At 59.2% G+C, this 14,071-nt stretch carries 11 protein-coding genes; 2 read left to right on the top strand and 9 right to left on the bottom strand.

Going from position 1 to position 14,071, the window contains the following annotated elements:
* Positions 1 to 95: 95 nt before the first annotated feature.
* The 3 genes from JNK74_02450 to JNK74_02440 all read right to left on the bottom strand — a co-directional run bounded on the left by JNK74_02450 (position 96) and on the right by JNK74_02440 (position 2,959).
* A complete protein-coding gene (locus JNK74_02450) occupies positions 96 to 1,496 on the bottom strand; it encodes an NAD(P)(+) transhydrogenase (Re/Si-specific) subunit beta (GenBank protein MBL7645028.1) in 1,401 nt (466 codons plus the stop codon).
* The gene (locus JNK74_02445; GenBank protein MBL7645027.1) at positions 1,493 to 1,780 is read right to left on the bottom strand and encodes an NAD(P) transhydrogenase subunit alpha; all 288 of its coding nucleotides are present in this window, start codon (positions 1,778 to 1,780) and stop codon (positions 1,493 to 1,495) included. Before JNK74_02445 ends, JNK74_02450 begins: the two co-directional genes overlap by 4 nt.
* A gap of 72 nt (positions 1,781 to 1,852) precedes the next feature.
* Positions 1,853 to 2,959 carry an NAD(P) transhydrogenase subunit alpha gene (locus JNK74_02440; GenBank protein ID MBL7645026.1) on the bottom strand — a complete coding sequence of 369 codons (1,107 nt, stop codon included), beginning with the start codon at positions 2,957 to 2,959 and terminating at the stop codon, positions 1,853 to 1,855.
* A gap of 859 nt (positions 2,960 to 3,818) precedes the next feature.
* On the opposite strand from JNK74_02440, the gene JNK74_02435 reads away from it, so the two are divergent.
* Positions 3,819 to 4,115: a HigA family addiction module antidote protein gene (locus JNK74_02435; protein MBL7645025.1), complete on the top strand. Its 297-nt coding sequence runs from the start codon at positions 3,819 to 3,821 to the stop codon at positions 4,113 to 4,115.
* Between the two features lie 190 nt (positions 4,116 to 4,305).
* Here JNK74_02435 and JNK74_02430 read toward each other — a convergent pair whose 3' ends face one another.
* The 3 genes from JNK74_02430 to JNK74_02420 form a co-directional block, all read right to left on the bottom strand.
* A complete protein-coding gene (locus tag JNK74_02430; protein MBL7645024.1) occupies positions 4,306 to 4,764 on the bottom strand; it encodes a hypothetical protein in 459 nt (152 codons plus the stop codon).
* On the bottom strand, positions 4,752 to 5,225 hold the full coding sequence (locus tag JNK74_02425; protein MBL7645023.1) for a hypothetical protein: 474 nt from the start codon (positions 5,223 to 5,225) through the stop codon (positions 4,752 to 4,754). Before JNK74_02425 ends, JNK74_02430 begins: the two co-directional genes overlap by 13 nt.
* 277 nt (positions 5,226 to 5,502) lie before the next feature.
* Complete coding sequence (locus tag JNK74_02420; GenBank protein MBL7645022.1) at positions 5,503 to 6,657, bottom strand: hypothetical protein; 1,155 nt, start codon at positions 6,655 to 6,657, stop codon at positions 5,503 to 5,505.
* Positions 6,658 to 7,070: 413 nt separating this feature from the next.
* Here JNK74_02420 and JNK74_02415 point away from each other — a divergent pair, with 413 nt between their 5' ends.
* Positions 7,071 to 9,326: a carboxypeptidase regulatory-like domain-containing protein gene (locus JNK74_02415; protein ID MBL7645021.1), complete on the top strand. Its 2,256-nt coding sequence runs from the start codon at positions 7,071 to 7,073 to the stop codon at positions 9,324 to 9,326.
* 396 nt (positions 9,327 to 9,722) lie between these two features.
* Here the strand turns inward: JNK74_02415 and JNK74_02410 are convergent, their stop codons facing one another.
* Genes JNK74_02410 through JNK74_02400 form a run of 3 tightly spaced genes read right to left on the bottom strand, consistent with a single transcriptional unit; the run spans position 9,723 to position 13,855 of the window.
* The gene (locus JNK74_02410) at positions 9,723 to 11,978 is read right to left on the bottom strand and encodes a hypothetical protein (GenBank protein MBL7645020.1); all 2,256 of its coding nucleotides are present in this window, start codon (positions 11,976 to 11,978) and stop codon (positions 9,723 to 9,725) included.
* 52 nt (positions 11,979 to 12,030) lie between these two features.
* Positions 12,031 to 13,041, bottom strand: a complete 1,011-nt coding sequence (locus tag JNK74_02405; GenBank protein ID MBL7645019.1) for a flippase-like domain-containing protein — start codon at positions 13,039 to 13,041, stop codon at positions 12,031 to 12,033.
* Complete coding sequence (locus tag JNK74_02400; protein ID MBL7645018.1) at positions 13,034 to 13,855, bottom strand: sulfotransferase; 822 nt, start codon at positions 13,853 to 13,855, stop codon at positions 13,034 to 13,036. Before JNK74_02400 ends, JNK74_02405 begins: the two co-directional genes overlap by 8 nt.
* Positions 13,856 to 14,071: the final 216 nt, after the last annotated feature.

Below are 14,071 nucleotides of genomic sequence, written 5' to 3'. Positions count from 1 at the left end.
TCGCACTGAAAACACTGCGGCGCTGCTGCCGCTGGGTAAGTGCAGTGTAGTATCATCCTGCGGCGTATTCAAGAAAATAGTCGGGCCCGTCGCGCTCAGGCCTCTTTGAAGGCCGCCACGAGGCGCGCCACCATGGCTTTGGCATCGCCAAACAGCATTCGGGTATTTTCCTTGAAAAACAATGGGTTCGGTATCCCCGCGAAGCCGGAGGCCATGCTGCGCTTCAGCACGAATACCGTACGGGCATAGTCCACGTTGATCACCGGCATGCCGAAAATCGGGCTCGCGGGATCTTCCCGCGCCGCGGGATTGACCACGTCGTTCGCGCCGATCACAATACAGACGTCCACCGTGGGCATTACCGGGTTGATGTCGTTCATTTCGACCAACTGCTCGTAGGGGACGTCCGCCTCCGCCAGGAGCACGTTCATGTGGCCGGGCATGCGCCCCGCCACGGGGTGGATGGCGAATTTCACTTCCGCGCCGCGTTCCTCCAGAATGTCGGAGAGTTCCCGCACCACATGCTGCGCCTGGGCCACCGCCATGCCATAGCCGGGAACGATGACCACGGAGCGGGCCGCTTCGAGGATGTAGTAGGCGTCTTCCGCCGAAAGAGACTTCACCTCCCCCTCCTGGCCAGCGGCGCTCGCGGCGCCGGTCGCACTGCCGAAGCCGCTGAAGAGCACGTGGGCCAGTGAGCGATTCATGGCCTTGCACATGATATTGGTCAGAATGATGCCGCTGGCGCCCACCAGAGAGCCCGAGACGATGAGCACGGTATTCTCGATGACGAAGCCCGCCGCGCAGGCCGCCAGACCGGAATAGCTGTTCAGCAGCGATATGACCACGGGCATGTCCGCACCGCCGATGGGGATGGTCGCCAGCACGCCGAAGAGAAACGACAGCGCGATAGCCACAAAGAAGGCCACCTCCGCCGCCGGTGAATCGGGTTTCGCGACGAAAACAACGCCGGCAATCGCGAAGGCCAGGAGCACCAGACCGTTTACCCACTGCTGTCCCCGAAAAAGTACGGGCTTGCCGCCAATCTTCTCGGCCAGCTTGGCGTAGGCCAGCACGCTGCCGGTAAACGTGACGCCGCCGATAAGCACGGCAAGGTAGGTTGCAATGGTGACGGCGTTAACGTTCGCACCCACCTCGCCATAGTGTCCGGCGTGGGCATGGTAATCCGCCCACCCGACCAGCAGGCTGGCGAGGCCGCCCGTGCCGTTGAACAACGCGACAAACTCGGGCATGGAGGTCATGGGAACGCGCATGGCGGAGACCGCGCCGATCACGCCGCCCACGAGAACCCCCGCCACGATCCAAGGGTAGGTCACGATTTGCTGGTCCAGCAGCGTCGCCACGATGGCGACAAGCATGCCGACGGCCGAGATTTGATTGCCACGGACGGCGGTATCGGCGTGACTGAGCATCTTCAGGCCGACGATGAAGAGTACGGCGGCAGCGATATAGCTGAGTTCGATGATGGTGCTCACTTGCGTTGATCCTTCGACTTGAACATGGAGAGCATGCGGTGGGTCACCCAGTAGCCCCCCACCACGTTGATCGTGGCCATGACCACGGCGGTGAAGCCAAGGCCGGCGGCAAGCCAGTCGTGTCCCTGGATGCTTCCCGCCGCCAGCAGCGCCCCCACGATGGTGATGCCCGATATCGCGTTCGAGCCGGACATGAGGGGGGTGTGGAGTTGGGATGGAACCTTGTTGATCAGTTCAACGCCGAGAAAGATGGCGAGGACGAAGGTGAAGAATAGCAGTATCATGGCCTGATGGCCTCCTCTCCGTTGGCAAAAGTTTGCGTGACTGCGGCTTTCCCCGGTGCGCCGGCGCACGGTCTACCCGCGAAAACGCTCGTCCCGGATTTCCCCGTTATGGACGACCAGGCAACCCGCCATGATCTCGTCCGACGTGTCCAGGCGGATGGTCGCGTTCGCCCGATCCCAGAAATGCTCGATGAGATTGGCGAGGTTCGCCGCGTACATCTCGCTGGCGTCCACAGGAACTTCCCGAGCCAGGTGCGGCCGGGCCACCAGCGTGACGCCGTGCCGTTCCGTTACTTCGCCCGGCGTGATGCCCTCCACGTTGCCGCCGCTGTCAACCGCCACATCCACAATCACGCTGCCGGGGCGCATCCGCTGGATCATGGCGTCGGTGACGATGATGGGGGCTTTTCGGCCGAACACCTGGGCTGTGGTAATAACCAGGTTGGACTCCGCCACCACATCGGCCATGGCCGCCCGCTGGAGGGCCTGCTGCTCCTCGGTGAGGGCCTGGGCGTAGCCGTCTTTTGTCTGGCCCGTCTCTCCCAGATTTGCCTTGACGAATCGGGCCCCGAGGGACTTCACTTGCTCTTCCACCACCGGCCGGGTGTCGAAGGCATCCACACGCGCGCCCAGCCGCTTGGCTGTGGCGATGGCCTGCAGCCCCGCCACGCCCACGCCGATGACAAACACACGGGCGGGCTTGATGGTTCCGGCGGGGGTCATCATCATGGGCAGGATCTGTGCAAGGCGCGACGCCCCCATCAACACCGCGGCATAGCCCGCGAGATTGGCCTGACTGCTCAGGGCGTCCATCTTTTGCGCCAGCGTCGTGCGCGGAATAAGCTCCATGGCAATGGCGTGCACGCCGCGCGCGGCAAAGGCGCGCAGAAGCGCCCCGGAATTGAAGGGATCCAGATAGCCGATGTACAGGGCGCCGGGCCGGATGCGCTCAATCAGCGAAAGGTCCGGCGGTTCCAGCCCCAGAATCACATCGGCTCCGATAGTGTCGCCACCGGTCTGTGCGCCCGCTTCGACGTATTCCTCATCGGACCAACCGCAGGCGCGGCCAAAATCGGCCTCGAAGAACACTTCCGCCCCTAGACTCTTGAGACGCCGCACCGACTGAGGGGTCGCCGAACGACGTGGCTCCCCCTCGCTTTTCCCCGAATACGCAAAGATATTCAAAATCGATCTCCCACCGGATGCAAACCAATACGCGAACCTTGCTCGGTTGAGAGTATAGGCCCCGTGTAAAAGCCTGTTCAACCAGATGGGCGAATTGCGCCGACAGGTTCTCCCCCGGTCCCCGCCGTACGCCAATTGATAAAAACTAATCCCCTGTCAAGAGACAAACCACAAGTCCCGGCACCCTGGCGGGAGCATTTCTACCTGTTGTGGCACAACATATGGGACACTGAAGGAAGGGACCGAAGGGGCCATTCCCAATGAAACCACCATATTTTGTGCCTCTTACCGGCGAGGGTCCAGGGCGTCGCAAAATATGGTAGAAAAAATTTTCATTTTTTCTACCGGGGGGGTTGACAAGCCCTACATGTTGTGTTAGTATGCGCTCGGTGTTTGGAACAAGAGACTGTTGACACAACAGCTCACGCGTATTCAGGGTATACCGCAGCCCAAGAGCCCTGATGTAATTCGCAACCGTGACCCTCTTGCGCCTAGAACACGGAACTGTGTTCCAAACACTCCCGCACATGAGGGCGGTGGATTCCCAAGGTCCACCGCCCCCTTCCTTTTTGGGGGGCGACTTCCTGCTGAACCGCAAATTTGCGCAAATGGACGCAAATTTGAATGGCGGTGCAGTGGGGAACAAGAAATCGGTGCCCCAATCGAACCACGCCAGCGCCTTGGCTTACGGGAGCCGTCACTGAGTGCTCGTGAGAGTATCAGCCAGCGGGAGCACGGACTTTCCAGTCCGTGATTTTCGTGCGACTCCGTCGCACAATACGCGGGTAAGAAAACCCGCGCTCGCGATTGGCGACTGTGTTGATGGAAAAACTCAAAGCCGCTGAGTGGAGCGATGCGCGTAACACCAGCCCAACGAATTCCGACTCCTCCTGGAATCATCCTCCAGAGGGAGTTTCTTGAGCCGCTCGAAATCACGCAGCGGGCACTGGCCACCCATTTGAAGATACCGGTGCGGCTGGTCAACGAAATCATCAAAGGCAAGCGCGGCATTGCCCCCGAAACGGCTTGGCTGCTCGCCGACGCCTTTGGGACGTCTCCAGAATTCTGGAGTAACTTGCAGACCACTCACGACCTGAGCTTGCATCGGCCGAAGACGCATGTTGTGTCTTTGGTGCCAGTTCAAAGCTGAGAGCTTGTGAAATTGTCGGCCAGCGGGAGCACGGACTTTCCAATCCGTGATTTCCGTGCGACTCCGTCGCACGATACGCGGGTAAGAAAACCCGCGCTCGCGATTGGCGACTGTGTTGATGGAAAAACTCTCAGCCGCTGAGTGGAGTAACGCGCGTGAAACCAGCCCCACGAATTCCGACTCATCAATTCTACCGGGGAACCATTGATGCCGGAACCCATTGGCCGCCTCTCAAGAGAAATATCGTGTCAGTTCCGTTCAAGTTCTTACGCTGCATAATGGTGGAAGCCCCGGCCTCGAAGGACTGAAAGGTAAATATCGAAGGGTCGAGATCTACATTAAACTCCACATTGCTAAATTCCCTTTCTATACATTCGTCTTCTTTTCTGACAGTCACTTTCGATGGGAACCAACGCCCATCGGTAAGTTCCTGGAGCGTTCTTTGGTGTTCTTCCAGCTTCTTTACCCCAAAAGTTTCCCAGACCAGCACATGCACGGCTTGAAAGTCCCGCTCTGGGTCCAAAATAAAATCTATTGCATGACCGTCTCTCCCTTTCCGTGTCTGGAATACGGTCAGCTTTATTCTCGGTTCGCCCTCCACTTTAAATCGCTCGATTTCCCATATGGGGCGAACCTTCACTTTGGACATGGATTCTTTGTAAAACTCGTCAAATATTCTGAGCCAAAACCGAACCCCCATTTTAGAGGAAACGGGTATAGCGCGGCTCCCACTTGAACATGTTCGCCCGACCTTACGACTTCTCCGGGACAATACGTCAGGAAATCGGTCGCATACTCCGTACTGCGCATTGCATATTCATCGCCGTTGAAGGCGGCCCAAAATTGATACTCCACCTGGGGAAAATCCGACCGTGGCGGCGTATCCAGCGGCAGCCCTGGGGAAAAGAGCAGGTCCGTTCGCTGGTTGCACCTGGAATGATGCACGCGCCATTTCTCTCCCTGCTCTATCCAGATCCCTTCGCCTTCCGATACAGTAACTCCCGTCGGAAGCGGATTATTCAGCGAGGTGCTTGCGAATCGGCGGGTATGCCATTTGATGTGCATCCGGTAGGAACGGATCCCCTGGCGGGCGGCGGCAACGTGAGCCATGATTGCTTTGATCTCTTCGCTATCGCTTGGCTCCGAGGGCGGCGGTTCGCTGCCAATTGAAGGCGGCGCCGACTGGGAGGGTGGATAAGAATCGCCAGCATTAGCGACTGCGGATGGGTCGAGTTGCCTGGAGCAGGATAGTCCCAGAAGCAAGCCCGCCAAGGGAAGGAATCGGATTAGGGAATAGTTAGTCATCGCATACCCCTTTACGTAACAACTCTCGAAGTACTGTATCCGTGGGATGACCTTCTGTCTAAAGCGTGTTACTACGACTGACCTAGTGTGCGCGCAACATTTCGGGACGTTCTGACTGTGGCACAAATGCTTCGGGAACCCATTGGTCGTCTCTGAAAAGAAATCTTGACGTGCTCCCATCCGTATTCCTTCTGTGCATGGTCACGGACGGCCCGAGACCAAAACCGTTCATCGTAAATACCGAGGGATCCAGGGAAATATTGAACTCTACATTGCTGTACTCCCATTCCTTGAACAGATCTTCGTGCCGATGGCTCACCTTGTCCGGAAACCAACGCCCATCCGCCAATTGTTGCAGGGTCTTGCGCTTCTCCATGGTTTTCATTCCCCCAGGCCGATCCCAACCCGCGACATACACAACCTGAAAGTCCCGTTCCGGATCGAGCACGTATTCAACCATCCGCCCCGCCCTCTTCTCGCGCGAATGATAGGCGTTCAGTCTTATTTTGGAACCGGTTTCATCGGTGAAATACTCCACATCCCAAATGCCGCGGGCCTCAACCTTTTTCTCAACGCTCTTTCTATACAACTCGTCCAGATAGTCGCTACCGCTGCCAAACCCCCACTTGAGTGGAAATGGAAAAAGACTCGGACCAACTATGACGTGCTCTCCGGCTCTTACTACCGGCCCAGGAAAAAACAAAAGTTCGTCCAACCCGTGCTGGGTGGTTCTTTTGGCATAGTCTTCACCATCATAGGCCGCCCAATACTGGAACTCGCCTTGCGGCAGCTCTGGCGGTGGAGCGGCGCTCGACGGCAAGTCGGGCGAGAGGAGAAATTCCGCCCGCTCCTTACGCCTGGAGTGATGTACCCGCCATTTGTCGCCTTCCTCGATCCAAACCCCCTCGCCTTCGGAAACTACCTGGCCATCGGGAAGCGGCTGAGCTAACGAACTGCCTGCATACTTCCAAGTCCTCCACTTAATATGCAGTCGGTAGGAACGAATTCCCTCACGCGCGGCCTTACACTGCGCCATGATCGCTTTGATCTGTTCCTCACCATCGCCGGTTTCTGAGGGTGGCGGCTCACTTCCGATTGATGCCGGCGCCGCTGATATTGCGACTGCGGGAGAATCGCCAGCATTAGCGACTGCGGATGGGTCGAGTTGCCTGGAGCAGGATAGCCCCAGAAGCAAGCCCGCCAGGGGAAGGAATCGGATTAGGGAATAGTTAGTCATCGCATACCCCTTTACGTAACAACTACGCGTTCACTGTACCCTTTTTCTTCTATTCTGTCCAGCCGCTTTTCTACTATCACCACATGATGTCGTGCGAGGACGCGAAAAACCACTCCATTGCAATGATTTCGTATTGAAACCCTTTCCGGGCCGTTTTTCTGTATCAGTTGGCGTGCTGAGACTCCAATGTGGGACAACGCTTGACAAAATTTCGGGGCCATTCTACGATACACGTGTTCGCGTGGTGACAATAGGAGGGCAAAAACTTGCGAAGGCGGAATAGACTTGCGGTCATCATTCTAACCTTGGTGGCGCTTTCGGGGGCCCTGTTCTATATTAGGCGGCCCACCCCCGAAATAAGTGGCCAAGTTCTCCCTGTGATCGCCGTGTCTAGTACGGCGTGGGATACGAACGTGTTACCCGCGGAGTCCGTTTCCCTGACCAAGGGTACTAAAGAGGGCAAAGCCCCCCTGAATGACGAATCCCTCTGCGCTGTCCGGGGAATCGTTCTCCAGCCCGACGGGCATCCCGCCGCACACGCTTCTATCCGCTATCGCTGGTCGTCCAGCAGAATTCAAGTGCCGGTGCCGGATCTGTCGGACAGCGACCCACCGGCAGGGCCGGCCCCCATGAATACGGAAGCGGATGGCCGCTTCGAATTTCGTGACTTGCGGCGGGGCTGGATTGTGGTGACTGCCGAACACGAAACGGGCCGCGCCATCGAGCGCGTTCACCTGCGTTTAAACCAGCCGGTCGAGGAGGTCTTTCTTGTTCTCGCCGGGGGAGACTATCTGGGCGGCACGGTAGTCACTCGAAATGGAGCCGCAATTGCAGGCGCGCGTGTATTTCCCCTGGAGCAGGCGGGTAGACAAGCCTTCAAGCACATCATCGAGGCAAAGGCGGCAACGACGGATGATGTCGGACGCTTTCGCCTTTCCTGGCTGGCGCCCGGATCGTGGAAGTTGCTGGTTTCGGCGGATGGATTCGGCAGTGTGATCACGGAGGAAATCCCCACGGGCCGCGATACTGCCCGAATTGTTTTGGACGCTGGAGCGATGGTTGAGTGTCGGGTGGTCCTTGCGGACGATGGGACTCCGATCCCGAACGTGACCGTGACACTCTCCCACGCGGTGACCGAGATCGACCGCCTCCAGGCGGTCAGCGATGCGGAAGGATTGGCCGAGTTCGCATCCGTGGGCAAGGGTATCTACTCGGTTGGAATCGACGACAAAACGTACGCCCTCGCGGAGGGCCCGGAAGAGGTGGAAATCGACCCGGCTCGAAAACAGCCGCCCCTGACGCTCAGGCTTATTCATGGCGGACGGATTCGCGGGCGGATCGCCGATGGCAACACCGGCGCGGGCATTCGCAACGTGGTCGTCTGGGCCAACCATGAATCGCAGAGGGTATTCTTCTCCAGCGCATCCGACGCGGAAGGCGCCTATCTCGTGAGCGGCCTGCCGCCGGGGAAATACCAGGTAGCCCTTAGCGAGAGGATACCCGCTTACCCCCAGGATCCGAGGCCGCCCTTGGAGCACAGCGTTGTCGTTGAGGAAGGCGGTGAACTGGGCGACGTCGATTTTATTCTCACGCCGGGCGCCACGTTAGCGGGGGTCGTCTTAGATACAGAGGGAAGACCGGTTCCGGACGCTACTGTCCGCGCCCGAAACGAAGAGGGGCCGCAAGTGCTGGCGGAGTTCTACACGGGGACCGACGGCCGCTTTTCCTTTGGCGATTATGCGGACGGCGTGGCGGTCAATCTGAGCGCCGAAACCCTGGAACAGAAAAGCGGTTTTCAGGGGCCGTTTCTTGCGGGCGCGCCTGGTTCCGATTCCATAGAGATCGTCCTGGCACTGGCCTGCTCGGGCATCATCGCCGGAAGGGTTATCGACCCAGACGGCACCCCCGTCGCTTGCCAGATACAGGCCCACGGAGAGGATCCCAAACTCGGTTTCCCCATGCTGATGCCCCACGCTAAGACCGACTTTGAGGGGAATTTCGTAATGGGCGGTGTCTGCGCCGGGACATACCTGCTGCGCGTCATTCCTCCGGGGAAGAGTCCGAGTGATTTGGAGACGGTTCATATCGCGCCCGGTGAGTCGCTGACTGGGCTTGAATTGGTCTATGATCCCGGCGATCTATTCGACGTATCGGGCGTTGTGGTTGATGAAAGCGATGCGCCCGTCCAGGGAGCCCGTGTAAAGGCTTCGGTCATGAACGCATCGCCGTTGGGCCTTATACCCGCGAGAGTTACGGACGAGCACGGTGAGTTTCACCTTGATGGCCTGCCCCTGGGTACTTACGTCCTCCAAGTATCGGCCCGTGGTTACGGCGACCACATGATGACCGTCGGCAGCGATTCTGGCGATGGCATACTCGTACGACTGAGGTCCGCACTTTCGGTCGGCGGTGCTGTTAGCGCCAGGGACGGCCAGCCCGTAACAGACTTTACCGTGATCCTTTCGCTCGCCAACGATACAGAGTCGCGTGTGCTTCGAGAACGCTTTTCAAACACTCAGGGCATCTTTTCCGTCAGCCTCCCTTACAGCGGTCACTGGCTACTGCAAATCGAGGCCCCCGGATTCGAACCAGTCCACCTGGACCTGGGAGAGAACGACGGGGGGCTCGAGACGCAGGACCTTGTTGTAGTGCTCCCCAGCGCAAGTTGAAGCAACTCGGCCACACGTTGAGCCAGGCTCCGAGGTTGCGCTCTGGGGGTTTTCGGGCCTGGGCGAGGGTCAGGAAGCACTCCTGGGCCACGTCCTCGGCCTCGGACGGATCGCGTAGCACCCGGTGGGCGGCGGCGAAAACGAGACCCGCATAGCGCTCGGCGAGGGCGCGAAAGGCTTCGGCGTCCCGCGATGCGCGCCAGCGGTGGAGTAGGATAAAGTCGGTGGTGTGGGCGATTTCCATGGTGTCGTTCCAGCCGGGGTCAGTTTACGACATGGACACCGCCGCGGGGAATGCTGTCAAGGGACCGAGATACAAACGGGCCTGTTCAGATTAGCCACGATATTCCTACACCTAGAGCTTCGCCAATTGTGGAAATCGAGGAATGGAACCCTTCAATCCTGTGTCGTTTCAGTCACTGGCGGGGTCGGACGCGGCAGGCAGGCCAGCCCCACGAGGAAGGCGGCGGCGAAGGTGAGGGGAAACTGGTAGCGGCAGGCCTGGGAGATGGCGGCGAGGGCGATGGTTCCCGTGTTGAGGACGAAAGGCAGATAGACAATGCTCCAGGCGAGATTGCGCTGGCGAATGCAGAGAACAATGCAGGCGATGAGGATGATGTAGAGCGGCAGGGCCGGTCGCCAGAAGAGCCAATTCAGGCCGGGTTTGGCCGTCGCGGCGAGGAGTGCGCGAAGCTGATCGGGCAGTTCGAGGAAGAGCTGGGTGTTCCATAGCCCCAGATCGTTGGAACTTATGCCGAGAAAGTAGGTTTCCATATCGACTTCGGTCTGCCAGGGCACGTAGAGGAATTCGCCCCGTTCGACCTGGTACATGGCGGCGTTTAGAAGGTTTCGCATGACGAGGGACTTGTAGAGGGCCATGTACGCCTGGCTGTTTTCCTTTGCCCACGCGCGGCGGTAGAGCTCTTCAAAGGGCTGCACGACCGAGGCCACGCGCCGGGGATCGTAGGCCCAGCGGTCTTCCAGGTCGCGCACCTTGCTCAGAAACTCGAATTGTTCCGACCGGATGGGCACGTCCCGATCCAGCAGGATGGCGAGGTGGCAGGTGGTCAAGTCGTGGGCGCCCCCATTCTCGGTATCGATGGAGATTCGGGAATAGACGCCGTGATTTACCCCCACGGTGACGACGAAGTACCCCGCGGTCAAGAGCAGCCCCGCGCGCCATTGGCGGGGAAAGTAAATGAAAACAAGGGGGATAAAGACAGCGGCCACGAGGGGGCCGTTATAGCGAAAGACGCAGGCCGCGCCAAGGCAGAGCCCCGCCGCCCCCCATCGCAGGAGGGCTTTCCGGCCTGGCTGGACGAGGTACCACGCAAGCAGGACCACCATGGCGAGCATGGCGATGGCGTAGGGCGTGTCCTTCATCAGGGAAATCAGGGTCGTGTTGTTGCGGGGGGAGAGCACGGTGACGGCGTAGAGCGCCAGCACCACCGCGCGGGGAACACCCGCCTTCCAGAGGAGGGAGAATGCGCTGCCGACGACGATGGACGCGGCCAGTATCTGGAACAGTGCCGTGGTGGCGGGTGAATCCCACAGAAAGGTGCCCAGCCACATGCATAGGGCGTAGATGGGCGGATGGATTGCCGTGAACTTGAAGTCCGGAATTTCCGACCACTGGGTTAGGGAATCGGCATTCATGGTGCCGGGATAGAAGACCAGGAGGAAGAAGGACCACACAAGAAAGGCGGGCAAACAAAACGCGAGAAAAGCTCGTACTGGAAGCGGGCCTTCGATGCGGTTTTCCATGGACGACCGCCATAGCGACCGCAACAACGTCCACAGGAGCCGGGCGATCAGGAGACACGCGAGAAAGCCGCAGAAGAGTCCCGCCCAGAGGATCACCAATGTCGGGAGGAAGGTACTCCCCAGCAGAAAGGCGCCGGGCAGTAAGAAGCGGTCTCCGCTCCAAGCGGGCTTCCAGTGCTCCGTGTTGATTGCCGTGGGCGATTTGGCCGGACGCCCCTGCGCGAAGTACAGGCGCGGGATAAGACTGTTCACATAGAGGCGGTGGACGGTCGGCTGGTCGACCCCCGCAATAGCGATTGCCACTTCATTCACATGGCGTAGCGGCACTTCGCCCGTATAGCGATAGCGGCGCGTATCCGTGGACAAGGGGTGCTTGAGTTTGCCCCGCTCCGCACTCTGGAGGGATACCGTTTGCGGCGCTTCGTCTCCCGACTGAATCTCCACCGCCTCCGAAGCCATATCCGTCTCAAAAGAGAGATAAGGCGTCGCGCCAAGGTTCCACCCCTCCAGTTCGAGTGTCGCGGGGCGTTCCGCGCCATGGAGCATGAAGTAGCTGCTGGCCTTGCCCCAGAGCGATTCGTCGGAGAAGTTCACCTGGTCGATTGTGGCCATGACGATCAATTGGTAGCCCCCATCCCCCCCCTCCCCGCCGGGCGGCGCGGTGATCCGGACCTTGTAATGATGGGGAGACCACGCATCGGCAAGCTGCTCGAAACTGCTCGAACCTCCGTGCCAGTGGGCGGACACCTGCTCCGCCGGTGTGTCAAGATCGAGGCTGATCTCCACGGGCATGGCGCGTAAGAAATTCGTCAGTCCCAGAGCCGCCAACAGAGTGATACACGCAAGTAGCAGCCAGGGCCAGGGGCCTCTCAAGTTTCGTTCGATCACTTCGGAGTATATCCTCTTCCAAGCCTTCCAAGGCGGCCCGCGTCCCGGCCGTTCAGGGAGTGTTGTCTCTACGGCGGCGGAGGCCACGAAGCCCCCAGTATGCCATGAGCGCGATAGCGTGAACGAGATTGATGGCGACCAGCGCGGCCAGGGCGAAGAGCCGGCTGGAGAGGGCATAGTGGGTTGCGTCAACGGTGTCGACGCCGAAGAGGTGGAGCATCCCGACCCATCCCCACTCGACGACCCCCAGTGCACCCGGCAGAAAGGCGAAAATGAGGGAGAAGGTCACGCCGCAATGGGCAAAGAGGATCACCATCCAGGACAGGTCGAGGTGCAGCGTCCAGCCCACCAGCCAGGCGCGAAAAACCAGGTTGGCCACTCGAAGGGACGAAAGCGTGTATAGCGTTACGAGCGTTTGACGCTCGGTGAGGGACGTGCCCTCCTGGAGTGAACGGGCGAGCCCGGAGAGCTTCCAATCCCGAGGCAGCAGCAGCAGCGGACGCAGCAGGACTTGAATTGCCTGCGCACCCAGGATCGCCAGGAGTGCGCCCACCAATCCCACGGCCGTGAAACACAACCATCCCCCCGCCTCCTGAGAGATTACGTTCGCAGCCGCGAGCAAAATGGGTACGACCATGGTCAGGGGAACGAGCACATCGAAGAATTGATCATAGAGCACAGCAGCAGCGCCGCGTCGGAGAGGAACCTTGCCATGAAACCTCAGGGCCAGACCGCGCCCCGCGAGCATGGCCACCTGCAATGGCAGCACCTGCCCCAGCAGACCGATAAGCGCTGAATAGAAGTAATAACCCGCGCCGAGATCGGTCCCGCGACTGGTGAGGCGGGTAACATAGCGCCATTTAACGCCCGTAACCCAGCAATGAAACACGGTGGTCGCGAGTATCCCCGCAAGCCCAATCCATCGCCCTTGAGCGAGCGTCTCCCGGTAGCTTGCTCCGTCTATTGGGAAGGCGCGGAGGAGGAGTGCCAGCAGGATCGCACTCGCAAGGCAGCCTCCCGATACCAACAGCGCAGTACGGCGCACACGACGGCGATCAGACATGCCAGGACTGAGGCAAGGGGCGACCAATCAGAGATTCGAGCCGGGCGTGGTCGCGGCGCAGCCTGGCTATCAATTCGGTTGAGGGCTTTTCAGCCAGGCCTTCGGTGGGGGCTTTATAAAGAAATCGGTTCACCAGTTTGCTCTCTTTAATGCGCCCAACGAGATTTGAAAGTCCGAGCCGGCGCAGAAGCAATGCCACCCTGTAGGCGAAAAGTGCGAGCGATTCCGCGCGGGCATCCCGAGCGGGATTGATCCGCTCGTGGAGATTGGGCGGAACAAAGGAGTCATCCACATCGAGAAAGCGGTAGACGGTGCGAATGAATTTCTCCGGTTCCTCGACCATATCTTCGAAAAAGACGACCAGCACACGATCGCGGCCGAAACAGTCGATATATCGCTTGAGGTGGTGGTAATACTCAAACTGCGTGGCGATTTCTTCCTGCGCCGCATAGTCCGCCAGGGAAACGCCACTGCGAAGGGCCGTGGTTCGATTGTAAACGAAACCCGAAACCAGCCGCCCGACAGGTTCGCGGAGGCAAAGGATCAGGCGTACTTCGGGGAGAGTTTCATGGATTCGCTTCAGTGCCCTTTCGGAGAAATAGTAGTCATGGGAGAGTTCTCCAATGGCTTTGGCCTCGTCCGCATGTTTGAAATGTGAGAAATACCACGTCAGGCCTTTTTCGAAGTAGCGGTCGAAGAAGTAGACGTCCTTCGCCGGCGGAACAAATACTTCCGGGTGTTGGCGAAGCATTTCGAAGAGCCAGGTGGAACCTGCGCGCGCGATACCGATGTAAAGAAAGTTTGGCTTTTTCATGGGAAACATGCCCTCACTGTTCCCCGCTGTCACGGTACGATGGCTGCTGCTCGATTCAGGTCCCCTGCATTTTTCATACTTCGACGGCGAACAGCGATATCGAACGCTTTTGGACTCGGCCAGCAGAGCACTGGTTTCCCCCACCGCTTTGTGGTTGCCCGTGCCCTTCGGGCCGACTTTTTCCTCGCTGTCGAGCTCGGACGCGGAGAATCGGTG

The organism is Candidatus Hydrogenedentota bacterium (assembly GCA_016791475.1).
Lineage (GTDB): Bacteria > Hydrogenedentota > Hydrogenedentia > Hydrogenedentales > JAEUWI01 > JAEUWI01.
This window is presented reverse-complemented; position numbering and strand designations above follow the sequence as displayed.